Annotated in this window: 22 protein-coding genes and 1 pseudogene; 16 read left to right on the top strand and 7 right to left on the bottom strand. The window is 71.1% G+C overall.

The window, feature by feature from the left end:
* Positions 1-8 precede the first annotated feature (8 nt).
* From ACIA5C_RS44590 to ACIA5C_RS44545, 10 genes are all read left to right on the top strand, one after another.
* A complete protein-coding gene (locus ACIA5C_RS44590) occupies positions 9-1,001 on the top strand; it encodes a LacI family DNA-binding transcriptional regulator (RefSeq protein ID WP_396066680.1) in 993 nt (330 codons plus the stop codon).
* Positions 998-2,653, top strand: coding sequence for a ribulokinase (araB, locus tag ACIA5C_RS44585; RefSeq protein WP_396066587.1), 1,656 nt, complete (start codon positions 998-1,000; stop codon positions 2,651-2,653). Before ACIA5C_RS44590 ends, araB begins: the two co-directional genes overlap by 4 nt.
* Complete coding sequence (araD, locus tag ACIA5C_RS44580; protein ID WP_396066585.1) at positions 2,650-3,345, top strand: L-ribulose-5-phosphate 4-epimerase AraD; 696 nt, start codon at positions 2,650-2,652, stop codon at positions 3,343-3,345. Before araB ends, araD begins: the two co-directional genes overlap by 4 nt.
* Positions 3,346-3,350: 5 nt before the next feature.
* Complete coding sequence (gene araA / locus ACIA5C_RS44575) at positions 3,351-4,859, top strand: L-arabinose isomerase (protein WP_396066583.1); 1,509 nt, start codon at positions 3,351-3,353, stop codon at positions 4,857-4,859.
* A gap of 69 nt (positions 4,860-4,928) precedes the next feature.
* Positions 4,929-5,918, top strand: coding sequence for a LacI family DNA-binding transcriptional regulator (locus ACIA5C_RS44570; RefSeq protein ID WP_396066678.1), 990 nt, complete (start codon positions 4,929-4,931; stop codon positions 5,916-5,918).
* A 130-nt stretch (positions 5,919-6,048) separates the two neighbouring features.
* On the top strand, positions 6,049-7,044 hold the full coding sequence (locus tag ACIA5C_RS44565; protein WP_396066581.1) for a 5'-3' exonuclease H3TH domain-containing protein: 996 nt from the start codon (positions 6,049-6,051) through the stop codon (positions 7,042-7,044).
* A gap of 37 nt (positions 7,045-7,081) precedes the next feature.
* Positions 7,082-7,831 (top strand): phosphotransferase enzyme family protein, encoded by a 750-nt coding sequence (locus ACIA5C_RS44560; RefSeq protein WP_396066579.1) that lies wholly within the window; start codon positions 7,082-7,084, stop codon positions 7,829-7,831.
* Positions 7,832-8,516: 685 nt separating this feature from the next.
* Complete coding sequence (locus ACIA5C_RS44555) at positions 8,517-9,227, top strand: hypothetical protein (protein ID WP_396066577.1); 711 nt, start codon at positions 8,517-8,519, stop codon at positions 9,225-9,227.
* Entirely contained in the window at positions 9,227-9,727 is a 501-nt protein-coding gene (locus ACIA5C_RS44550; protein WP_396066575.1) for a hypothetical protein, read from the top strand. The genes ACIA5C_RS44555 and ACIA5C_RS44550 overlap by 1 nt, the downstream gene beginning before the upstream one ends.
* Entirely contained in the window at positions 9,715-10,116 is a 402-nt protein-coding gene (locus ACIA5C_RS44545; RefSeq protein WP_396066676.1) for a DUF6188 family protein, read from the top strand. The genes ACIA5C_RS44550 and ACIA5C_RS44545 overlap by 13 nt, the downstream gene beginning before the upstream one ends.
* On the opposite strand, the pseudogene ACIA5C_RS44540 reads toward ACIA5C_RS44545, so the two are convergent.
* Together ACIA5C_RS44540 and ACIA5C_RS44535 are read right to left on the bottom strand one after the other, a co-directional pair.
* Positions 10,113-10,760: pseudogene (locus ACIA5C_RS44540) on the bottom strand (response regulator transcription factor). The gene ACIA5C_RS44545 and the pseudogene ACIA5C_RS44540 overlap by 4 nt on opposite strands.
* A 7-nt stretch (positions 10,761-10,767) precedes the next feature.
* Positions 10,768-11,106 (bottom strand): sensor histidine kinase, encoded by a 339-nt coding sequence (locus ACIA5C_RS44535; protein WP_396066674.1) that lies wholly within the window; start codon positions 11,104-11,106, stop codon positions 10,768-10,770.
* Positions 11,107-11,397: 291 nt separating this feature from the next.
* On the opposite strand from ACIA5C_RS44535, the gene ACIA5C_RS44530 reads away from it, so the two are divergent.
* Positions 11,398-11,943: a TetR family transcriptional regulator gene (locus ACIA5C_RS44530; protein WP_396066573.1), complete on the top strand. Its 546-nt coding sequence runs from the start codon at positions 11,398-11,400 to the stop codon at positions 11,941-11,943.
* 12 nt (positions 11,944-11,955) lie between these two features.
* Here the strand turns inward: ACIA5C_RS44530 and ACIA5C_RS44525 are convergent, their stop codons facing one another.
* Positions 11,956-12,876: a WD40 repeat domain-containing protein gene (locus ACIA5C_RS44525; protein ID WP_396066571.1), complete on the bottom strand. Its 921-nt coding sequence runs from the start codon at positions 12,874-12,876 to the stop codon at positions 11,956-11,958.
* A 113-nt stretch (positions 12,877-12,989) separates the two neighbouring features.
* Between ACIA5C_RS44525 and ACIA5C_RS44520 the strand changes: the two genes are divergently transcribed.
* Positions 12,990-13,466, top strand: coding sequence for a TspO/MBR family protein (locus ACIA5C_RS44520; protein WP_396066569.1), 477 nt, complete (start codon positions 12,990-12,992; stop codon positions 13,464-13,466).
* Here ACIA5C_RS44520 and ACIA5C_RS44515 read toward each other — a convergent pair.
* Both ACIA5C_RS44515 and ACIA5C_RS44510 read right to left on the bottom strand, forming a co-directional pair.
* Complete coding sequence (locus ACIA5C_RS44515) at positions 13,463-13,795, bottom strand: hypothetical protein (protein ID WP_396066567.1); 333 nt, start codon at positions 13,793-13,795, stop codon at positions 13,463-13,465. The genes ACIA5C_RS44520 and ACIA5C_RS44515 overlap by 4 nt on opposite strands.
* 3 nt (positions 13,796-13,798) lie before the next feature.
* Positions 13,799-14,500 carry an SDR family NAD(P)-dependent oxidoreductase gene (locus ACIA5C_RS44510; protein ID WP_396066565.1) on the bottom strand — a complete coding sequence of 234 codons (702 nt, stop codon included), beginning with the start codon at positions 14,498-14,500 and terminating at the stop codon, positions 13,799-13,801.
* Between the two features lie 128 nt (positions 14,501-14,628).
* Between ACIA5C_RS44510 and ACIA5C_RS44505 the strand changes: the two genes are divergently transcribed.
* On the top strand, positions 14,629-15,498 hold the full coding sequence (locus ACIA5C_RS44505) for a TIGR03619 family F420-dependent LLM class oxidoreductase (protein ID WP_396066563.1): 870 nt from the start codon (positions 14,629-14,631) through the stop codon (positions 15,496-15,498).
* Here the strand turns inward: ACIA5C_RS44505 and ACIA5C_RS44500 are convergent.
* Complete coding sequence (locus ACIA5C_RS44500) at positions 15,401-16,654, bottom strand: MFS transporter (RefSeq protein ID WP_396066561.1); 1,254 nt, start codon at positions 16,652-16,654, stop codon at positions 15,401-15,403. The genes ACIA5C_RS44505 and ACIA5C_RS44500 overlap by 98 nt on opposite strands.
* A 90-nt stretch (positions 16,655-16,744) precedes the next feature.
* On the opposite strand from ACIA5C_RS44500, the gene ACIA5C_RS44495 reads away from it, so the two are divergent.
* Both ACIA5C_RS44495 and ACIA5C_RS44490 read left to right on the top strand, forming a co-directional pair.
* Complete coding sequence (locus ACIA5C_RS44495) at positions 16,745-17,695, top strand: LysR family transcriptional regulator (protein ID WP_396066559.1); 951 nt, start codon at positions 16,745-16,747, stop codon at positions 17,693-17,695.
* A gap of 491 nt (positions 17,696-18,186) precedes the next feature.
* Positions 18,187-18,567 (top strand): VOC family protein, encoded by a 381-nt coding sequence (locus ACIA5C_RS44490; RefSeq protein WP_396066557.1) that lies wholly within the window; start codon positions 18,187-18,189, stop codon positions 18,565-18,567.
* Here ACIA5C_RS44490 and ACIA5C_RS44485 read toward each other — a convergent pair.
* The gene (locus ACIA5C_RS44485; protein ID WP_396066555.1) at positions 18,554-19,450 is read right to left on the bottom strand and encodes a helix-turn-helix domain-containing protein; all 897 of its coding nucleotides are present in this window, start codon (positions 19,448-19,450) and stop codon (positions 18,554-18,556) included. The two genes, ACIA5C_RS44490 and ACIA5C_RS44485, sit on opposite strands and share 14 nt — an antisense overlap.
* 171 nt (positions 19,451-19,621) lie before the next feature.
* Here ACIA5C_RS44485 and ACIA5C_RS44480 point away from each other — a divergent pair, with 171 nt between their 5' ends.
* Complete coding sequence (locus ACIA5C_RS44480) at positions 19,622-22,381, top strand: family 78 glycoside hydrolase catalytic domain (RefSeq protein ID WP_396066553.1); 2,760 nt, start codon at positions 19,622-19,624, stop codon at positions 22,379-22,381.

Here is a 22,381-nt window from a genome sequence, read left to right as displayed (position 1 = left end):
GGCCGGTGATGTCCGACGTCGCGGCCCGGGCCGGGGTGTCGCATCAGACCGTCTCCCGGGTGCTCAACGGCCACCCGCACGTCTCGGCGACCACCCGCACCCGGGTGCTCGCCGCGATCGCCGAACTCGGCTACCGGCGTAACCTGTCGGCCCGGGTGCTGGCGACCGGCCGCTCCAACGTGGTCGGCGTCGTCGCCCAGAACACCACGCTCTACGGGCCGTCGAGCATGGTCCAGGCGATCGGCGAGGCGGCGCTGGGCGCCGACCTGTCGCTCACGGTCGGGCACGTCGCCGGGTACGACGCCACCACGGCGTCCCGGCGGATCGTCGAGCGGCTGGTGCAGCAGGGCGCGGCGGGCCTGGTGTTCATCGCGCCGGTCGACGCGGCGGCGGAAGCCATGCAGGTGGTGCCGCCCGGCATACCGATCGTGACGGTGGACGGGCTTCCCGAGTGGAAGTGCGCCAACGTCTCCGTCGATCAGTACGCGGGCGGCGCCCTGGCGACCAAGGCGCTGCTGGACGCCGGCCACCACACGGTCTGGCACGTGGCCGGCCCCGAGCAGTGGCACGGCAGCCGGGCCCGCGAGCAGGGCTGGCGGACCGCGCTCGCCGAGGCGGGACGGGAAGCGCCGCCGATGACCCGGGCCGGGTGGTCGGCGGCGTCCGGCTACCAGTGCGGCCGGATGCTGGCCCGCATCCCCGACTGCACGGCGATCTTCGCGACCAACGACCACGTGGCGCTCGGGGTCATGCGGGCACTCACCGAGCACGGCCGCCGGGTGCCCGAGGACGTCAGCATCGTCGGGTTCGACGACGTGCCGGAGGCCGCGTACTTCCATCCCGCGCTGACCACCGTCCGGCAGGAGTTCGCCGAGGTCGGCCGGGAGTCCCTGCGCCTGCTGCTGGACCAGCTCAGCAGCGGGTCGCGATCCACCGAGTCCGTGCTGGTGGAGCCGGCGCTGGTCCGGCGCGACACCGTTTCAACAAGGAGAGCCTCATGACCGATCTCGTCGTCGGAATCGACTTCGGGACCCTGTCCGGCCGCGCCGTGGTGGTGCGGGTGCGGGACGGGGCCGAACTCGGTTCCGCGGTCCACACGTACGCCCATGGGGTGCTGGATCGGCACCTGCCCGACCGTCCCGATCGGGCGCTACCGCCGGATTGGGCGCTGCAGGCTCCCGGCGACTACATCGAGGTTCTCAAGACCGCCGTGCCGGCCGCGCTGCAGGCGGCCGGGGCCGATCCGGCCGACGTGATCGGGGTGGCGACCGACTTCACCGCGTGCACGGTGCTGCCGACCGCCGATGACGGCACTCCGCTGAGCGACCTGCCTGAGTTTGCCGACCGTCCACACGCGTACGTGAAGCTCTGGAAGCACCATGCCGCCCAGCCGCAGGCTGATCGGGTGACCGAGCTCGCCGCGAAGCGCGGCGAGCCGTGGCTGCGGCGGTTCGGCGGGATGATCTCGAGCGAGTGGGAGATCGCGAAGGCGCTCCAGGTGCTCGAGGAGGACCCGTCCGTCTGGGCCGCGACCCGGCATTGGGTCGAGGCCGCCGACTGGATCGTGTGGCAGATGACCGGGGTCTACGTCCGCAATGCCTGCACCGCCGGTTACAAGGGGCAGTTCGTCGACGGCTCCTATCCGTCGGAGGCCTATTTCGCCGACCTGAACCCGGCCTTCGCCGACTTCGCCGCGACCAGGCTGGACACACCGATCGGCCAGCTCGGTGCGGCGGCGGGGACGCTGACGCCGCAGGCCGCGGAGTGGATGGGGTTGCACACGGGCGTCGTGGTCGCGGTCGGGAACGTCGACGCGCATGTCTCGGCGCCGCCGGCCCAGGCGGTCGGACCGGGCCGGATGGTCGCGATCATGGGCACGTCGACCTGTCACGTGATGAGCAGTGACGTGCTGCGCGAGGTGCCCGGCATGTGCGGGGTGGTCGAGGGCGGCATCGTGCCGGGTCTCTGGGGTTACGAGGCCGGGCAGTCCGGGGTCGGCGACATCTTCGGGTGGTTCGTCGACAACTGTGTGCCCGCGTCCTACCGCGACCTGGCCGCTTCCCGCAATGTCAGCGTTCACGAACTGCTCACTTCGTTGGCCGCCGAACAGCCGGTCGGGGCGCACGGGCTGATCGCCCTCGACTGGCACTCCGGCAACCGCTCGCCGCTGGTCGACCACGAGCTGTCCGGGGTGTTCATCGGGCAGACGCTGGCCACGAAGCCGGAGGACGGCTATCGGGCGCTGATCGAGGCGACCGCCTTCGGCACCCGGCTGATCATTGAAACGTTCCGGAACTCCGGTGTCCCGGTCGAGGAGCTGATCGTGACCGGTGGGCTGCAGAAGAACCCGTTGGTCATGCAGATCTACGCCGACGTGACCCGGATGCCGCTGCATGTGCTCGACTCGGATCAGGGGCCGGCCCTGGGATCGGCTCTGCACGCGGCCGTGGCGGCCGGGGCATATCCGGACATTCGAGCGGCCTCCGATGCGATGGGGCGCGTGGCCCGGGACGCCTGGCGACCCGATCTTGCGGCGGCGGAAAAATACGACGCCCTGTATGCCGAATACGTCGCACTCGTCGACTATTTCGGGAGGCACGGGAACGACGTCATGCGCCGCCTCCGCAAGATCCGCCGAGAGGCGCTGTCGTGAGGGAACTGATCCGCGACGTGCTCGAGGCCAACCGCCGCATCCCGATCGCCGGACTGGCGACACTGACCTGGGGCAACGTCAGCGGCGTGGACCGGTCGAGGGGCGTCTACGTCATCAAGCCGTCCGGGGTCCCCTACGACGAGCTCACCGAGGACTCGATGGTGATCGTCGACATCGCGTCCGGTGACGTGGTCCGCGGGCACCTCAAGCCGTCGGTCGACAGCGAGACCCACCGCTTGCTCTACCAGGCGTTCGAGTCGATCGGAGGGATCACCCACACGCACTCCACCGAGGCGGTCGCGTTCGCACAGGCCGGCCGGGACATCCCGGTGCTGGGCACCACCCACGCCGACAACTTCGACGGCCCGGTGCGGGTCACCCGGCAGCTGACGCCGGCCGAATGCGAGACCGACTACGAGCGCAACACCGGCCAGGCGATCCTCGACACGCTGGCCGGCGACCCCGACTCCGTACCGGCCGTGCTCGCCGCCAGCCACGGCCCGTTCACCTGGGGCGCCACCGCGGCCAAGTCGGTCGACATCGCGATCGTCTGCGAGGCGGTCGCCGGCATCGCCTTCCGCACCCTGGGGCTCAACCCGGCCGCGGCGCCGCCCGAGCATCTGATCCGCCGCCACTACAGCCGCAAGCACGGACCCGACGCCTACTACGGCAATCTTTCGGAAGCAGGATGACGATCATGAACCCTTTCGACGGCCGCGAGATCTGGTTTCTCACCGGGAGCCAGGGCCTCTACGGCGAAGAGACGCTCGCCCAGGTCGCCGCGCAGTCCCAGGAGGTGGTCGCGCAGCTCGAAGCCGCCGACGGCATTCCGGTACGCATCGTCTGGCGCCCGGTCCTGACCGACTCGGCCGGCATCCGGGCCACCATGATCGCCGCGAACGCCGACGACGCGTGCCTGGGCGTCATCGCCTGGATGCACACGTTCTCCCCCGCCAAGATGTGGATCAGCGGGCTGGAGGCGCTGCAGAAGCCGCTGCTGCACCTGCACACGCAGGCACACCGGTCGCTGCCGTGGTCGACGATCGACATGGACTTCATGAACCTGAACCAGGCCGCGCACGGCGACCGCGAGTTCGGCTACGTCCAGTCCCGTCTCGGGGTCGTCCGCACGACCGTGGTCGGGCACGCGTCCGAGCCCCGGACCGCTCAGCGCATCGGGTCGTGGGCGCGCGCGGCCATGGCGGTCGCCACCATGAGGTCGCTGCGGCTGGCCCGCTTCGGCGACAACATGCGGGACGTCGCCGTGACCGAGGGCGACAAGGTCGAGGCCGAGCGGCACTTCGGGGTCTCCGTCAACACGTACGGGGTCAACGACCTCGTGGCCGTGGTCGACGACGTGGCACCGGCCGAGGTCGACGCGCTCGTCGCGGAGTACTCGGACCTCTACGACATCGCACCGTCGCTGGTCAAGGGCGGCGAGCAGCACGAGTCGCTGCGCTACGGCGCCCAGCTCGAGGCCGGCCTGCGCCGCTTCCTGACCGACGGCGGGTTCCGGGCGTTCACCACCAACTTCGAGGACCTCGGCGGCCTGCGCCAGCTGCCCGGCCTGGCCGTGCAGCGCCTGATGGCCGACGGGTACGGCTTCGGCGGCGAAGGCGACTGGAAGACCTCGATGCTGCTGACCACCCTGAAGGCGGCCGCCTACGGCCTGCCCGGCGGCACCTCGTTCATGGAGGACTACACCTACCACCTCGGCCCGGGCCCGCAGCGCATCCTCGGCGCGCACATGCTCGAGGTCTGCCCGTCGATCGCCGGCGGACGGCCCCGGCTCGAGATTCACCCGCTCGGCATCGGCAACCGCGAGGACCCCGTACGCCTGAAGTTCTCCGCCGCGCCCGGCCCGGGCGTGGTCGTCGGAATGTGTGACATGGGCGACCGTTTCCGCCTCGTCGGCAACGTCATCAACGTCGTTCCGCCGGACGAGGAACTGTCCGCCCTGCCGGTCGCCAGCGCGGTCTGGGAGCCCGCGCCCGATCTGCCCACCTCGGCCGAGTGCTGGCTGATGGCCGGGGGTCCGCACCACACCGTGCTGAGCACCGCGCTGGACGCCTCGACGATCGACCAGTTCGCCGAGCTGACCCGCACCGAACTGGTCATGATCGATGCCGGCAGCACCCCGTCCGGCATCCGCAACGAACTCCGGTGGAACGCCGCGTATCAGCTGCTCGCAGGCGGCCTGCGGTAAGGGGATATCCTGCCCGCAACAGGTGGATGCGGGGTGCGGGTGAACGGGAAACGCGGTCGGCCGCCGGGCATGATGGACGTCGCCCGGCTTGCGGGGGTCTCTCATCAGACCGTCTCCCGCGTGCTCAACGAACACAAGAACGTCAGCGAGAAGACGCGACTGAAGGTCCGGGCGGCCATCGCCGAGCTGGGTTACCGGCCCGACGGTGCCGCGCGGGCCCTGGTCACCGGCACCTCCAAGGTGATCGGGGTCGTCGCGCAGAACTCGTCGCTCTACGGCCCGGCGTCCATGCTGACCGCGTTCGAGGAGGCCGCGCAGGCCACCGGTTTCGCGGTCAACGTGGGCAGCGTCCGCAGCCTTGACGAGCGTTCGATCGCCGACGCGGTCGAGCGTCACCTCGACCAGCGGGTGGCCGGCCTGGTCGTGATCGCGCCGGTTTTCTCGGCCGGGCCGGCCCTTGCCCAACTGCCCGACGACATCCCGCTGGTGACGATCGACGGCGACCCCGAACGGTCGAGCACGCTGGTCACCGTCGATCAGGTGGCGGGCGCGCGGGCGGCGACCGAGCATCTGCTGGCGGCCGGACACCGCACGGTGTGGCACATCTCGGGCCCGTCCGACTGGTTCGACGCGGCCGGCCGGGTGCGCGGCTGGGAAGCGGCGCTGCACGCCGCGGGCGTCGAGGTGCCGCCGCTGCTGACCGGCGACTGGAGCGCGGCCAGCGGCTATCGCAACGGCCAGCTGCTGGCCCGGCTGCCCGAGGCGACCGCGGTCTTCACGGCCAACGACCACATCGCCCTGGGGCTGCTGCGCGCGCTCAACGAGCACGGCCGCCGGGTGCCCGACGACGTCAGCATCGTCGGTTTCGACGACGTGCCCGAGGCGGCCTATTTCACGCCGCCGCTGACCACGATCCGCCCCGATTTCGACGCGGCGGCGACGGCCAGCCTCGAGCTGCTGCTGGAGCAGATCAATGACGGCCCGGGCGACCACGCCCGCCGCACGATCGCTCCCGCGCTGATCGTGCGAGACAGCGTCGCGTCACCCTCACACTCTTGACTTCGTCGTTGTGATCGTTCACATTTCTAGGTACAGACCACGCCTCAGCGCGCGGTGTGAACGTGCACAGGTTCCCGCCGGGCCCATCAGGGGAGTGATGGTCCCGGCGGGTCACGCGTAAGCTTCGCCCGTGCCTCTGCTGCTGGTCCTCGATGGAAACAGCCTGATCCATCGCGCGTACCACGCGGGCTCAGCCGAGGGCCAACTCTCCGACGACGGCCGTCCGATCTGGGCGCTGCGCGGGCTCGTCGGCTACCTCGCCCGGGCAGCGGCCTCACTCAACCCCGATGCGGTGATCGTCGGCTTCGACTGCCCGCTCTCCTCGGCTCGACGCATCGACTACCCGGCCTACAAAGCCCATCGGCCGGAAAAACCCGCCGACCTTACCGAACAGATCGGCGGTGCCCCCGCCCTGCTGCGGGCCGCCGGCGTCTGCGTGGTCGTCCCTTCCGCGTACGAGGCGGACGACGTCCTCGCCTCAGCAGCCTTCTCGGCGCGTCGATCCGCCTGGCAGTCAGTGCTGATGACCAGCGACCGCGACGCCTTCGCCCTCATCGACGACAACACCTCGGTGCTGCGCGTCCGCAACGGCGGCTTCGACGAAGCCGTGCTGATCGACGCCGACGGCCTGCACGCGGTCTGCGGCGTACAGCCCGGCCAATACCGCGACTTCGCCGCCCTGCGCGGCGACCCGTCCGACAACCTGCACGGCGTACGCCGCTTCGGCGCAACCACCGCCGCCAAGCTGTTGCACAACTTCGGCTCGGTCGACGCCGCCTTCGCGGCGGAGGCCGCAGCCGTACGCGAAGCCGTAGGCGAGCTGGCGGCCGGCCACTTCCTCTCCCCCGAGTCCCGCGAGATCGTCGACCGCAACCGCCGCCTGATGAGCATGCGCGCCGACCTCGACCTGCCGCCCCTGTCCGACGCCCGGCTCCCCCTCGACTACCTGACGATGCGCCGCGCCCTGCTGGGCCGCGGCATCAACCTGGGGCCGTCCCTGTGGGCGCTCGTCGGCGGCGCCGCACCCGCGGTCGAGGAGACGATCCCCGAACAGCGCCCGTGGGTCTTCCGCAGCGGCCTCACCGCCCGCCGCGATCCGACACCGGGCCAGATGGCCCTGTTCTGAGAAGGCCGGCGCCGCGAACCCCCGTAGGATGTGGCCGGTGGGATGGGAGGCACTCGGGCGCTGGGGTGAGGGCGTCACCCGCCTCGAACCGCTCACCGGCGGAGTCGCCAACGACGTGTGGAGTGTGCGCGTCAACGGGCGCCTCGCGGTCGGCCGTCTCGGCGCCCGGAGCGACGCTGATCTCGCGTGGGAGACCGGGCTCCTCCGATACCTCGACCGCGAAGGCCTGACCGTGCCGCAGCCGATCCCGACAACGGACGGCCGACTGTTCGCCGACGGCCTGGTGGTGATGACCTACGTCGAGGGCGGGCCACCGGAAACGGAGTCCGACTGGCGCCGGGTGGCCGGCACGCTGCGCCGGCTGCACCAGTTGACGCGGGGCTGGCCGCAGCGCCCTGGCTGGCGTTCGTCGACCGACCTCCTGCAGGCCGCGACCGGGACGAAAATCGACCTCGGCGCGATGCCCCCGGAAGGTGTTGCGCGGTGCCGGGCAGCGTGGGCGCGACTCGCGGGCCGCCGGACATGCGTCGTCCACGGCGACTCCAACAACCTCGGCAACGTCCGCATGACCGCGGAGCGGGTCGCGCTGATCGACTGGGACGAGTCGCACGTCGACGTCCCCGATCTCGACCTGGTACTGCCCGACAACGCCGCCGACCTCGACGACACCGCACACGACATCGCCGCGCAGGCGTCGGCCGCGTGGGAGGCCGCCGTCTGCTGGGACGACGAGTACGCAGTCGGGCGGCTGGCCGAAGTGCGAGCGCTCGGAGACGCATTCTCTTAAGCGCGCATTCACTCCGCGTTTCCTTCGGGCGCTGCTCAAACGTTGCGGCGGCGGCACGGCGGGCTCGGCGGGCTCGGCGTGAGCGGTGGCACGGCAGGCTCGGCGTGAGCGGTGGCATCGGCCGAGGCATCTGGCTATGGCGCCGGTTGCGCTCGATCCGAGGGCCGCATGGTTCCGCAGGGCGTCGGGCGGAGGTGGTCCTCGCCGTCTCCGCCGCCACGGCACGACCAAGTACCCCATCCGAATCCCGCGTCGGGCGAGGGTTGATCGGTCGGTCCGGACTGGCGGGCGGTCGTTCCGTCGGGTGGGGCCGGTTTTCCAGGGTGAGAACGCTGGTGCTCGCGCGGACGCCGGGGCCGCCACCGACCGAGCCGATGCGGCCTGCTGCTCCTCGTCGGCCAGTTGGAAGTCGGCGACGTCCCGCGGAAGGCGCCCCGACTTCTCTTCCGTCTCCGCCGGCGGCACGTCCACGGTCCCGCGGAGGCGCTGCCGCCAGCGCGCCTTTCTCGTCCTGGCCAGCCATGTCAGCCGGGCGGTCCGACCGGGCTGGCGTGCGACGCCGGTGCGCCGGTCACTCGGGGCAGGCGGCGTTGGTCGAACCTGCCTACGGCATGATCACTTAACGTGACATCGATAGGTATCGTCCACCTTCGAGGGCAGGGCTCAAAGATGGACGGGGGCATCGATGGCATCCGACGATCTGCCACTGCCGGTGGTCAATTTCCTCAACGTGATCGGGATGCCGTGGCCGTACATCGACGAGGACACCGTCGCGCGGTTCGCCGGCCTGACCCGCGCCTTCGCCCAAGCGGTAGAAAACACGCACGTCGAGGCGACGCGTGCGATCGACGCCATCGCCGACGCGCACCAGAGCGCCTCGACCGACGCCATGTCCTCGGGCTGGCAGGCGTTGTCGGCGAAACACATCTATGCAGTGATCGACGCGTGTCAGGTCCTTGCCGACGCGCTTGACGTCGCGGCCGCCTACATCGTTGCGCAGAAGGCCGAGGCGGTTGCCGTCCTGATCGGCATGGCAGCGGCCTTCGTCGCCGATCAGGCCGCCGCGGTTGCGACCTTCGGGGTGGCCGAAGCCGCCGTGCCTCTGATTATCGAGGGCGCTGAGCGCCTGGTGAAGTCGCTCGTGATGGATCTCGAGCAGTACGTCATCGGGCGGGTGATCGAAGCCGCGGCCGAACCCTTGTTCGCCCAGGTGGAGAACGCGATGTACGGCCTCGACTGGTCCGGGTCGGGAGGTGCCGGAGGCGGCGCCGGTCGGCAGATCTCGGTCGATCCGGCCGCGGCGCAGGCCCAGCTTGCGGTTCTGCGCCGCCACGCCGCGACGATGCGGTGCCGCGGCAAGAAATTCGCTGCCGCAGTCGGCGAACTGGGCTTCTGATGGCCGGCGGCGAACTGGGCGCGGCGTTCAAGGCTCTGGCCAAAAGCGCGGCGGGGGCCGCCGAGCGGATCACGGCAAAGGTCGCGCAGTTCGCCGAACGTACGGCCGAGATCGAGGAAACCAATCTCGGTGCGCTGGCGCGCGCAGATCAGAAGGCGGCTCAAGCCATCACGTCGGCCGGCCGGAGCCCGGTCAACGTGCTGCCGTCCTCGGGGGGCACCTTCGTCACGACGCCCGGAGGCCGCACCTACGACGTTCCGTCCGGGTGGCAGGGCCGGGTGGCCGACAACGGCAAAGGCCTCGTGTTCCAGAAACCTGGCTCCACCGGTAACAACGACCTGATCCGGATCATGGATCCCACCACCACTTACCCGAACGGGTATGCGCGTGTTCACAACGAGTATGGTCAGCCGGTGGACGTGAACGGCAAGCCGAGATCGCGGGCCGAGACGCACATCCCGGCCGAATATGAAGGGCCGTGGCCGGCATGGCCGAAGTAGTGGGGAACGGCTTGCCGCTCGGACAGGCGGCTGTCTTGCAGGTTCGGGTCGACTTTGCCTTGACGCTGGTGCTGAAGCGCGGCGAGGACGCGTTCGAGGTTCGGATCGAGCAGCCGTTCGAGTTTGTCGCCGCCGACGGTGGTGTTCACGCGCTCGATCCGGAGGGTGATCCGGTGCGGCTCGGGCCGGTCCTGGCGTGTGCGCGGACGGTTGTGGCCGGAGCCACCGTGTTCGAGGACGGGCGGCTCGAGGTCGGATTTGCGGACGGCAGCGTGATCCGGGTGCCGGTCTCCGAGGAGTACGAGGGCTGGAACCTGGTCGGGCCGGACGGGCTGCGGGTCGTCGCCGGGCCGGGGGGCAAGGTCACCAACTGGTCGGGGGTTGGTTAGAGGGCTATGCGGTAGCCGACGCCGACGGTGGTTGTGATGAACGCCGGGTTGCCCAGTTTGCGGCGCAGCCGGCCGATCGTGACCGTTACCGTGTTGGTGAACGGGTCGGCGTTCTCGTCCCGGACCTGTTCCAGCAGGTCCTCGGCGCTCAGGTAGCCGGGTGCCGCCTGCAGCAAGGCCTGCAGCAACTCGAACTTCTTGACCGACAGGCTCAGCGGGACCCCGTCGCGGGTTGCCGTGCGTAGTTGGGCGTCGAGTTCCAGGCCGGCCGCCCGGAGGATGCGGCCCCGGGCCTGGGGACGGCGGCGAGCCAGGGCGCGGCAGCGGAGGACCAGTTCCGGGAAGTGGAAGGCTTTGGGCAGGTAGTCGTCGGCGCCCAGGGTCAGGCTTTCGACCCGGTCGTGGGGGAACCGGCGGCGGTGAGCATGAGGACCATCGGGCGGGGGTCGTCGGCCGTGATCATCTGGCTGAGGGTGTCGCCGTGCAGGCCGGGGAGATCGCGGTCGAGGACGACCACGTCGTAGGCGCGTGACGTCCAGCTTGTCGAAGGCGGTCAGCCCGTCCGCGGCTACGTCGACGGCCATGCCCTGATCGCGGAGGCCCTCGGCGATCACCTCGGCCAGCGGGGCGGCGTCTTCGACCACAAGCCCCTCATGGCAGCGTGATCTCGACCTGGAGGCCGCCGTCGGGTACGGCCGAGAGGGACACCGTGCCGCTGGGCGGTCGCGATGGCGTGCACGATCGACAGGCCGAGGCCGCGGTGCGGTCGGGGGCCAGCCGTTCGAACGGGCGGCCCAGCCGAGGCAGGGACGCCGGGTCGAGGACCGGGCCGCTGTTGGCGACGACCATCGACCGGCCGGTCACGGCCACGCGGATCCAGCCTCCGGGCACGTTGTGCACCACCGCGTTGTCGATCACGTTGGAGACCATACGGGCGAGCAGCACGCGGTTTCCGGTGACGGGCCCGGCCGCCGAGGTGTCCGCGTACACCCGCAAGCCGTCGGTTTCCGCCGAGCGCAAGGCATCGGCGGCGAGGTCGCCCAAGGCGACCGGGACGCGGGATCGTGTAACGCAGCCGGACGCTCATGGGTTCAGCATGTCGGGCGGGACCTGACAGCGGTATGACGCTTTCAAACGGGGCCGATGCTGAGCCCGCCGAGTGATCTGAGCGGCGATGGAGGCTGGCCGACATCGCCTCCTTTGCGGGCACTCTCAGCCTGCCCCACGCGGACACGGGGGACACCTCGGCGATTTTCGGATATCTGCGAGAATGTCGCGCTTATGAGGACCCGTGAGGCCAACCGGGCCCGGCGACGCGCCGCCCTTCTCGCCGCGGCGCGCGGGCTGACGATCGAGCGCGGCTGGGCGGCCGTGCGGATGGTCGACGTGGCGACGGTGACGGGGTTGAGCCGGCAGACGGTCTACAACGAGTTCGGCGGGCGGACCGGGCTGGCCGACGCCCTCGTGACGGCCGAGGTGACCCGGTTCGTGCAGACGATGCGGACCGACTTCTTCGGCAGCCGGGCCGACAGCCACCGGGCCGTCGAAACCGCGGCGCTGCACGCCATCCGCGCGGCGACGGGCAACCGGCTCGTCCACGAACGCCAGCTGTTCCCGCGGCCGCCGACCAGGCTCGTCCTCGACCCGGCGGCCGCGGTGATCCGCGAATGGGCGGCGACGTACCACCCGGACTGTCCGTCCACGACGGTCGAGCTGGCCGCCGAGTCGGTGGTGCGGCTGACGCTCAGCCATCTCCTGCTGCCGCTGGCCGCGCCCGAGAAGACCGCGGCCACGCTGGCCGACGTGTTCGTGCGCTTGCTCAATTAGCCTCAACCAACGTCAACCAGGCAGTGTCGACGGGCCCTGCCGGGTCAGTGCGGGGGCGATCAGCGTCGCCCCGTCGGCCAGGGCCAGCAGGTGGGGCCGCTCCCCCTCGGTGGCGGCCGCCGCCAGGGGTCCGCCGACGGCCAGCGAACCGGCCCGGGGCAGCACGACCGGGCTCCGCCAGCGGGGCCGGCCGTCCGTACCGAAGGCGTGCGTGGCGGTTTCGCCGCCCGCCACCGGGCCGCCCGCCGACCAGGTCACGCAGCGCAGCATGCCGTCGCCGACCGGGATGGTCAGGGCCGGGTCGAGGTAGGCGGTGACGAGTTCGAGCGCTCCGTCAGCGCGGGCCAGGGCCAGTGCGGTGCCGTCCGGCGACCAGGCGCAGTCGATCACGGGGGCGGCGAGCGCGCGGGCGGCCGGGCCGGTGCCGCGCCACAGGTCGCGGACGGCGACGGCGCCGTCCGGCCCGATGGTCGCTACCAGGCCGTCCGGGGAGACCGCCAGACGTACGCAGTCGGTGATCTCGCCGAGGTAGGTCTCGGCCATGGCGTTCCAGATCGCGGCCTGGTCGAAGCCGAACAGGCAGATCAGATGCTGACCGTCCGGCATCCACTCGACCGACCGGATCGGTCCGGGGTGCCCGGCCAGCGTGGCGATCCGGGCCGGCGGCCGGTCGTCGACGACCCGCGAGATGCCGGCCTCGCCCTCGCTGGTGCCGGTGGCCAGCAGGTCGGCGGCGCCCGGGTTCCAGGCCAGGCCGGTGACGGCGCCCGGCACGGTGTACGCGGTAAGCAGCACCGGCCGGGCCGGATCGACGGTGTCCCAGACGAAGATGCTGCCGTCGGCCGATCCGCTTGCCAGCCGCCGGCCGTCGGCCCGGAAGGCGACGGCTCCGACGGGCGCGGCGTGCCCCACGCCTGTCGATCCGGGAATCACTACGCCATGCTGTAGTTCCCGGCACCCAGAGTCAATGACCTGCGCACCTGCGGTCTTGACAACGGTGACGGTCTGTGTGGTTCGGCGGCTTTCGCCGGGGAAAGACCACCCTTATGAGTACGCGGAAACTATCGGTCTATGCCGCCACGACCACCGTCGTGGCGGGGACCGCCGCCGCCTCCGGCCGGGCCGTCAACACCGGGACGGCCTGGTACCGGACCCTGAAGAAGCCCTCCTGGCAGCCGCCGCCGTGGACCTTCGGCGCCGTCTGGACCCCGCTCTACGCCACCATCGCGTGGTCGGCCGGGCATGCGGTTCTGCACACTCGGGGACGCGCCCGGCGGGACCTGCTCACCGCGTACGGCGTCAACCTGGCCGCGAACGCGGCCTGGACCTGGATGTTCTTCGCCCGTCGGAGCACCGTGGCCGGACTGGTCGGAACGCTGGCGCTCGACACCAGCAACGCCGACCTGATCCGGCGCACGGCCCGCCACGACCCGGCGGCCGCCAGGGCTCTGCTCCCCTACGCCGCGTGGTGCCTCTTCGCGACCGCGCTGAACGCCGCGATCGCCGGGAAGAACCGACCCTAGGCTCGGGAGACGTGGTAGTGCGCGATCTGCCGTCCGGTCAGGACCACGGTGAGCATCACCGGGAGCGGGTCGCGGTCGGCGAAGCTGAACTCGGCTTCGATCCAGCCCACCGTCGCCTCGCCGAGAGCGCGTTCGGAAAGGATGCGGTAGGCGACCGTCATGCCCAGCGGCTGCGAGTCGTAGTACTCGGCCACCCCGGCCCGGCCGACCGAGTACGGGTGCAGGCCCTGGAAGACGGCGTCGGACGTGAAGAGGGCCGCCACCTCCTCCGGCCGGTGCCCGGCGATCGCCGTCTGCCAGCGGCCGAGCACCTCGTCGAGAATCGTCATGGTTCAGTGTCCCGCCGTCTGGCCGCCGTCGACGTGCAGGATCTCGCCGGTCACGAACGGGGCGTTCTGAAGGAAGACGATGGCGTCGGTGATGTCGGAGACCTCGCCCATCCGGTTGACCGGGTGGGTGGCGGCCATGTAGTCGTAGGTCTCCGGGCTGTGCATCGGGGTGCGGATGACGCCCGGGGCGACCGCGTTGAAGCGGACGTTCTGCTGGGCGAACTCGATCGCGAGCGCCTTGGTCGCCGAGTTGAGGCCGCCCTTGGTCAGCGAGGCGAGCGACGAGATCAGGCTGCTGTTGGCGTGCTCGGCGAGGCTCGTCGTGATCGTGACGACGTGTCCGCCGCCGGTCTTCAGCATGGCCGCCACGGCCGGCTGGGTGACCGTGACGAAGCCGCGCAGGTTGATCGAGGTGATGGCGTCGAAGTCGTCGAGCGTGTACTCGGCGAACGGCTTGGCGATGAAGACACCGGCGTTGTTGATCAGGGTGTCGATCCGGCCGAACTGCTCCAGACCGGCTTCGACGATGCGGCGGCCCACCGCCGGGTCGGCGATGTCCCCGGCCACGGCGAGTACGCCCGGATCGTCGGACGGCGTGATCGAGCGCGAGTTCGCGACGACCGACCAGCCGAGCTTGCGGTAGGCGGCGACGGTGGCGGCACCGATGCCCTGCGAGGCTCCGGTGACGATGGCGACCTTGGACATGTTCTGCTCCCTTGGTTGTTGCTTCTGCAACGAAGCATCTATCGCAAGACGACCGGTCGCCAGGACCTGTTTCCTCCCTCCTGAGAGGCTGCGGCTCTTTGTCGTACCCCTGCGGCAGGATGCCGGGCATGAGGTACTCGGTGAACGTTCCGAACTTCGGAGAGTTCGCGTCACCCGAGGCATTCGCCGAGGTGGCGCGGCGGGTCGAGGCGGCCGGATGGGACGCCCTGCTCGTGTGGGACCACGTGGTCGGCGAAAAGGCGGAACGCTGGTCGATCGCCGACCCTTGGATCCTGCTGACCGCCGCCGCCCTGGCGACCACCCGCATCCGGCTGGGCACGGCGATCACCGCGGTCGCCCGCCGGCGACCGACCAAGCTGGCTCGCGAAGTCACCACCCTCGACCGCCTCACCGGCGGCCGCATGATCCTCGGGGCCGGCCTGGGCGAGCCGGTCGACGACGAATACGGCGCGCTGGGCGACACGACCGACCGCCGGGTGCTCGCCCGCCGGCTCGACGAGGGCCTGGAAGCACTCGACCGGCTCTGGTCGGGCGACCTGGTGACCTACCACGGCGAGCACGTGACGATCGACGACATCACCTTCCGGCCGACACCGGTGCAGCGCCCCCGCGTGCCGATCTGGGTCGGCGGCATGTGGCCCAACAAACCGCCGATGCGCCGGGCGGCCCGGTGGGACGGCGCCATCCCGGCCACCGCCGGCGTCGCCGACGCAAGACCGCCGTCGATCGAGGAAACCGAGGAACTGGTGCGCTTTCTGCGCACGCAGCGCCGTTCGTACGGGCGGGAGGCCGAGCCGTTCGACATCGTGCTCGGCGGCCTGAGCCCGTCGTCGTCCCCGGCGGCCCGCGACCTGATCGGCCCCCTGGCCGACCGGGGCGTCACGTGGTGGGACGAGCGCCGCCCGTGGGGTGACGAGATGAGTCGCCTCGAACCGGTCCTCCGCCGGATCGATCAGGGGCCTCCCCGAATCGCTTAGGCAGCAACAGTGGTGCGCCGAGCAGCAGCACTCCGGAGACGGTGATCGCCGCCAACGGGCCGGTGAGCGTCGCGATAACACCCCAGAGCACCATGCAGGTGGCCTGGGAGAGCTTGCTGGTGATGCTCCACGCGCTGACGACCTGGGCCGCGTGCTCGACCGGCGCGCGCTGCAGACGCTCGGTCCCCGAGATCGGATTGAAGACGCCCATGCACCCGATCAGCAGGCCCTCGACGACGATCACGGTGAGAAGGCCGGGAATCCCGGGACGGGTGAAGGCGAGGCCGAGCGGGAAGATCGATCGCAGCCAGCCGGTCACTATCAGCACCCGGTAGCGTCCGTAGCGGGCGGCCAGTGGCGCGGAGAGGCGGGCGCCGGCGAAGCCGCCGAGGCTGGGCACCCCGAAGGCGAGGCCGTACTGCCAGGCCGGGAAGTGGTACCGGCCGAGCAGGAGCACCGCGAGCAGCGGGAGGGTCGCCATGATCAGCCCACTGGTGATCATGGCGTTGAGGAACAGCGGCCGCAGCACCGGATCACCGAGGATGATCCGCCAGCCGGCCGGGAAGTCACCGGCGCCGGAACGTCCCGGCGTCGCGACGTCGCTTCCCCGGATGCGGCCGACCGCGAGCGCGGACAGCAGGTAGCTTCCGGCGTCCGCGGCGACGGTGACGACCGGGCCGAGCAGGCCGATCAGCGCCCCGCCCAGGGGTGGTCCGGCCGCGGTCGCCACCCAGGCGGTGCCCTCGAACCGCCCGTTCGCGGCCAGCAGGTCGTCGCCGTGCACCAGGTGTTTCAGGTACGCGCCGGAGGCCGCCGTGAACACGATGTTCGCCGTCCCCGAGACGATCGACACAACCAGAAGTTGACCGAAGGACAAACGGCCGACGAGGTACGCGACTGGCACGCTCACCATCGCCACGAACCGGACGACGTCCATCCCGATCATCACGGGGCGCTTGGCCCGGTGCTGGATCCACGGGCCGAGCGGCACCGCGACCACGGCCGCCACGGTGAGCCCGGCGGCTTCCAGCACCGACACCGCGAACGCCGACGAGTGCAGCACCTTAACGGCGATCAGGGGGAACGCACCGAAGGCGATCCACGTGCCGTATGTACTCACCGCGTAGGCCGACCACAGCCAGCCGAAGGCTTTCATGCCGACATCCCACCGGCCGCGCGCCGGGGCATCAAACAACCCGTCCCCGGCGCGCCACAACCGATGGTTGAGCGGTTCTAGGCTGGGGCGGTGGATACCGAGGCGGTGCGTTCGTTCGTCCTCGCCGCGACGCTCGGCCAGTTGCAGCACGCCGCCGACGAACTCGGCGTCACCCAGCAGGCCGTCTCGAAGCGCATCGCCGGCCTCGAGCGGGAACTCGGGGTGCGCCTGTTCACCCGCATCTCCCGCGGGGTCGAGCTGACCCTCGACGGGCAGGCGTTCCTCGCCCACGCGCGGGACGTCGTCACGCACGTCGACCGCGCGGTCACCGCGGTCCGGCCGGGGTCGCGGGCGCTCCGCATCGACGTCCTCGGTCTGCGGTCCGCACAGGCGGTCATCCTGCACGACTACTGGCGGGCACACCCCGAGACCGACCTCGACGTGGTCACGATCCGGGTCGACGACCCGCGGCAGGCGGCCGCGGCGGTCCGGGCGGGCGACGTCGACGCCACTTTCCGTACGATCACCGACCCCGCCGCGCTGCCCGACGACCTGCAGATGGTCCGCGCGTTCGACTCGCCGCTCGAACTCCTCGCCGGCCCGCACCATCCGCTCGCCGCGGCCCGGACGCTGACGCCGGCGCAGCTGCGCGGGCACCGAATCTGGGTGCCGGGCATAGCGCCCCGCACCGAATGGGGCGAGTTCTACGACCAGCTGACCACCGCCTTCGACCTGCGCGTCGACACGGCCGGTCCGAACTTCGGCGCCGAGGTGCTGCTGGACGCCCTCGCCGAATCCACCGACCTGGCCACCCTCGTCGGCTCGCGCGACCGCTACGTCTGGCCGGCCGGCTACGACCTGCGCCGCATCCCGCTCACGAACCCGGCGATCGCCTACCCGATCTCGCTCATCATGCCCCGCACCCGCCCGCACCCGGGCCTGCGCCCGATCGTCAGCCACTTCCGAAACCTGACCCCGCCACCCGGGAAAACCTGGCGCCCGTCCTGGGCAACGCCCAGCGACGCCACGGCAGCGAGCTGATCGCGTAGTGCGGTTGGCGGTAGTCCCCTTTGACGACAAGGGTTCCAGCGGGGCCCCGACCCTGCCCCGGGCCCGCAGTTCAGCGGCCGGCTTGTCGTCTTCTACACCGGTGAGCCTCCCGCGTGGGCGGCGACAGCTCCAGGGACCAGGTTCCGAGCACGCAGCTGTATCGCACCCGCCAGCCGTCCTGGCGTTCGAAAAGTCGGCTGCCGCTGAGTTGGCCGGCGCGCGAGTGCTCGCGGGTGGTGAACCCGTGATGATGCAGCCACGTGGTCGTTCTGGCTACCCGTTCGGGTTCAGGTAGCCGACCATCGGGGCCTTCGTCCAACGTGGCTGCGGCTTCGAGAGCGGTTACGGTGTCGACATCTACGAGGGCAAGGTTCCGTCATCGCCTGGACGCCCCACTGCAACGTCACGTGCGGTGCCGTCCGGGAACCGAGTGTAAACATCCCCTGGCCGCTGCCACGGGCCTGCGGCCGGAGAAGTCGGGAGTGTCCCGGCTGGACCTCGCGCTGGACACGCCGGACCGGCAGCGGGTGATGCCGTTCTGGCAGGCCGTGTTCGGCATGATCCGCGCCGACGACCCGGAGCTGGGCATCGATCTGCACGATCCGGCCGGCGTGCTGCCCCGGCTGTGGTTTCAGCCGTCCGGTAACGAGGAGCCGCGCCAGCGCTGGCATCACGACGTGTTGATCGACCCGGCCGAGGTGCAGCCGCGGATCGCCGCCGCGGTCGCCGCGGGCGGCCGGCTGGTCAGCGACGCGGAGGCGCCGTCGTTCTGGGTGCTGGAGGACCCGGACGACAACCGGGTCTGCCTGTGCACCTGGCAAGGCCGTGACTGGACGGGTCAGCAAACGCCTAGAGACGTTTGACTGTCTTGGTGAAGCGCGCCCGGTAGGTCGACGCGCTCAGGCCGTAGTGGGAGCGGAAACGCCGGGCGAAGTAGTTCTGGTCGGGCCAGCCTACCGACTCGCCGATGCGGCTGATCGGCTCGTCGCTGTGTAGCAGCCGCTCGGCTGCCAGCTCGACCCGCTGCCGGGACAGGTAGGCCATCGGCGGCAGGCCGGTCGCCGACTTGAACAGCCTGACCAGGTAGCCCGGCGCCAAGTGCAGTGAGGCCGCCAACCCGGTCAGCGTCCACGGGTGGTCGGGGCGTTCTTCGAGCATCCGCATCGCCGTGAGGACCGCCGGGTGGGTTTCGGGCCGGCCGACCGGCTCCGGTGACGTGCGGGCGACGGCGCGGGCCATCGCGCTCAGCACCAGTGACAGCCAGCCGACGATGTCGCCGCGGTGGGTTTCGACGGGCATCGTCCGCATCTCGTGCAGGGCGTCCAGATGTCGCACGCACTCGTCGAGCCCGGACGGGTCGAGGTGGCTGGTCAGGATGCCGCGGCGCTGGCCGGAGTAGGGGCCGGTCCACAGGAGGTGGCCGATCCACGGGTCTTCGCGGGTCCAGGCGAGTTCGCGGGCCAGCAGGTCGGTCGAGAAGCAGCAGTTGTAGAGGTCGAGCCCGCGGGCCTTTTCGTAGCCGTGCCAGACGCCCGGCCGCAGCACCATGACGTCGCCGACCCGCAGTTCCCGCTCGCCGGCCAGGGTGTGGTGGGCGCCCGCGCCGTCCATCACGACGGCGATCTCGACGAAGCTGTGGGTGTGCACGGGGTGGGTGCCCTCGTGCAGGTAGTGGCCGGCCCAGGCCAGCGACCCGTCGACGAAGTGCAGCAGGGTGCGGGTTTGTTCCACCGGGGGCTCGGCCATGGCACACCCTAGGCTCCGAGGTGAATTTTGTGCTAGGTCCGGTTCACGTCGGGCTATGTCGCGGGTCACGCCAGACCGCAGGATCGGTGGCACACGCAACCCCGGCGCCATCACTTCGAAACATTTGAACGGTCGTACGGGCGCCGGTATTTGAAACGTATCAGGAGCGACATGCCGGAACTTGCCGCACCCACCAACGTCCGTTTCGACCATCATCGTCCCGATACCAAGGGCATCGGCACCGCCACCCCGCGGATCTCCTGGCAGATCCCGGCGGCCCCGGACGACTACCGCCAGACGGCCTACGAGATCGAGATCAACGGCTCGGCTCACCGGGTGGAGACGCCCGAATCGCCCGAGCAGATCCTGGTGCCCTGGCCGGGTGCGCCGCTCACGGCGCGGGAGTCGGTTTCCGTACGCGTACGAGTGCGCGACCGAACCCACTGGAGCGAGTGGAGCGAACCGGCCACTGTCGAGGCCGGACTGCTCTCCCCCGGCGACTGGACCGCCCGCTTCGTCAGCCCGCGCACCGCCCTCGACGAGCCGGCCCCGATCCTGACCGGCACGATCGACCTGCCGGCGGACGCGGTCAAGGGCCGCCTCTACATCACCGCCCACGGCATCTACGTGGCCCACCTCAACGGCCACCGCGTCGGCGACGAGCACCTGGCCCCCGGCTGGACCGCGTACGACCACCGCCTCCGCTACCAGACCCACGACGTGACGGGGTTGGTCCGGCCGGGCGGGAACCGCCTGGAGATCCTGCTCGGCAACGGCTGGTACCGCGGCCGGCTCGGCTTCCAGAACCGCCGCGCCGTCTACGGCGACCGCCTGGCCGCCCTCGCCCAGCTCGAGGTCACCACGGCCGACGGCACGGTCAGGGTGCTGGCCACCGACGGCCGCTGGACCGCCCGCGAGTCGGCGATCGTCGCGGACGACCTCTACGACGGCCAGCGCACCGATCTGCGCCGCAAGGGTGACGAGAAACGAGCGGTCGACGTGCTCGACGCCGACCTGGGCGTCCTGGTCGCACCCGACGGCCCGCCCGTCCGCACCACCGAGATCCGGCCCGCGACGGCAATCTTCACCTCGCCGAGCGGCCAGACCCTTGTCGACTTCGGGCAGAACCTGGTCGGGTGGGTCCGCCTCACCGTCCGCGGCGGCCGGGCCGGCGACACGGTCGTCGTCCGCCACGCCGAGGTCCTCGAGGACGGCGAGCTGGGCGTCCGCCCGCTGCGCACCGCCCGGGCCACCGACGAGTACGTCCTGGCCGGCCCGGACGAGGTCACGCTCGAACCCGAGCTGACCTTCCACGGCTTCCGCTACGCCGAAGTCACCGGCGCCGCGGAGATCGAAGCGGTCGAGGCCGTGGTCATCGGCTCCGACCTGGAACGCACCGGCTGGTTCGAGTCGAGCCACGAACTGCTCGACAAGTTCCACGAGAACGTCGTCTGGGGCATGCGCGGCAACTTCGTCGACGTACCCACCGACTGCCCGCAACGCGACGAACGCCTCGGCTGGACCGGCGACATCCAGGTCTTCTCGCCGACCGCCAGCTTCCTGTTCGACTGCGCCGGCTTCCTCACCAGCTGGCTCGCCGACCTCGCGGCCGAGCAGCAGAAGGACGGCTCCGTCCCGTACGTCATCCCGGACGTGATCCGCCGGCCCGGACCGGCCACCGCCGCCTGGGGTGACGCCGCCACCATCGTGCCCTGGGTGCTCTACCAGCGCTTCGGCGACCGCGAGATCCTGCGGCGGCAGCTGCCGAGCATGCGGGCCTGGGTCGACCGGATGGCCGCGCTGGCCGGCGACGACCTGCTCTGGGCGGGCGGTTTCCAGTTCGGCGACTGGCTCGATCCCACCGCGCCGCCCGACGATCCGGCGCGGGCCAGGGCCGATCCGGACGTCATCGCGACCGCCCATCTGGCGCGGTCGGCCGAGGTGGTCGCCCTGGCTGCCGCGGCTCTCGGCGACGCCGAGACCGAGCGGACGTACGCCGGTCTGGCCGCGCGCGTCCGTGACGCGTTCGCCCGCGAGTATGCGACCGAGGGCGGCCGGATCCTCGACGACGCGGCCACGTCGTACGCGCTGGCGCTGCAGTGGGCGCTGCTCCCGGGGGTGGAGCAGCGAGCGCGGGCCGGCCGGAGGCTGGCCGACCTGGTGCGGACGGCCGGTTACCGGATCAGCACCGGTTTCGTCGGGACGCCGCTGATGACCGACGCGCTGACCGACGCCGGAGCGCCGGAGGTCGCCTACCGGCTGCTGCTGCAGACCGGATGCCCGTCCTGGCTCTACCCGGTGACGATGGGCGCGACCACGGTCTGGGAACGCTGGGACAGCATGCTCCCGGACGGCTCGATCAACCCGGGCCAGATGACGTCGTTCAACCACTACGCGCTGGGCGCGGTCGCCGACTGGATGCACCGGCGGGTGGCCGGCCTGGCGCCCGCCGCGCCCGGCTACCGCCGGATCTCGGTGCGGCCGGTCCCGACCGGCGATCTCACCCACGCCGCCGCGCGGCACCGCACGCCCTACGGGGAGGCCGCGGTGCGCTGGGAACGGACCGACGGCAGCCTCCGGCTGCAGGTCACGGTGCCGGTCGGGGTCACCGCTACGGTCCAGCTGCCGGGTGGTCCGGTTATTGACGTACGCCACGGGACGCATGAATTCACGGCTTCCGACGCGTACGGGAAAGCAAGCGTGCTCCCCGCGGAGCCCACCATCCGGCAATTGATGGACCACCGTCCGAGCTGGGATCCGGCGGTGGCCGCCGCTCGCGAAGCGGCCGTGGTGGCCGACGAGGCCGCGCTGGCCCGTCGGCTCTCCCCCTACCTGGACGCGCCGGCGAGCGACCTCGTCGACGCGGCGACCGGCGGCGAATTCCATCCCGGCGCCGACACCATGCGTAACCTGCTGCGTAAGGAGAAATAA

It is taken from the genome of Actinoplanes sp. NPDC051343 (assembly GCF_044455125.1).
Classification (GTDB): Bacteria; Actinomycetota; Actinomycetes; order Mycobacteriales; family Micromonosporaceae; genus Actinoplanes.
This window is presented reverse-complemented; position numbering and strand designations above follow the sequence as displayed.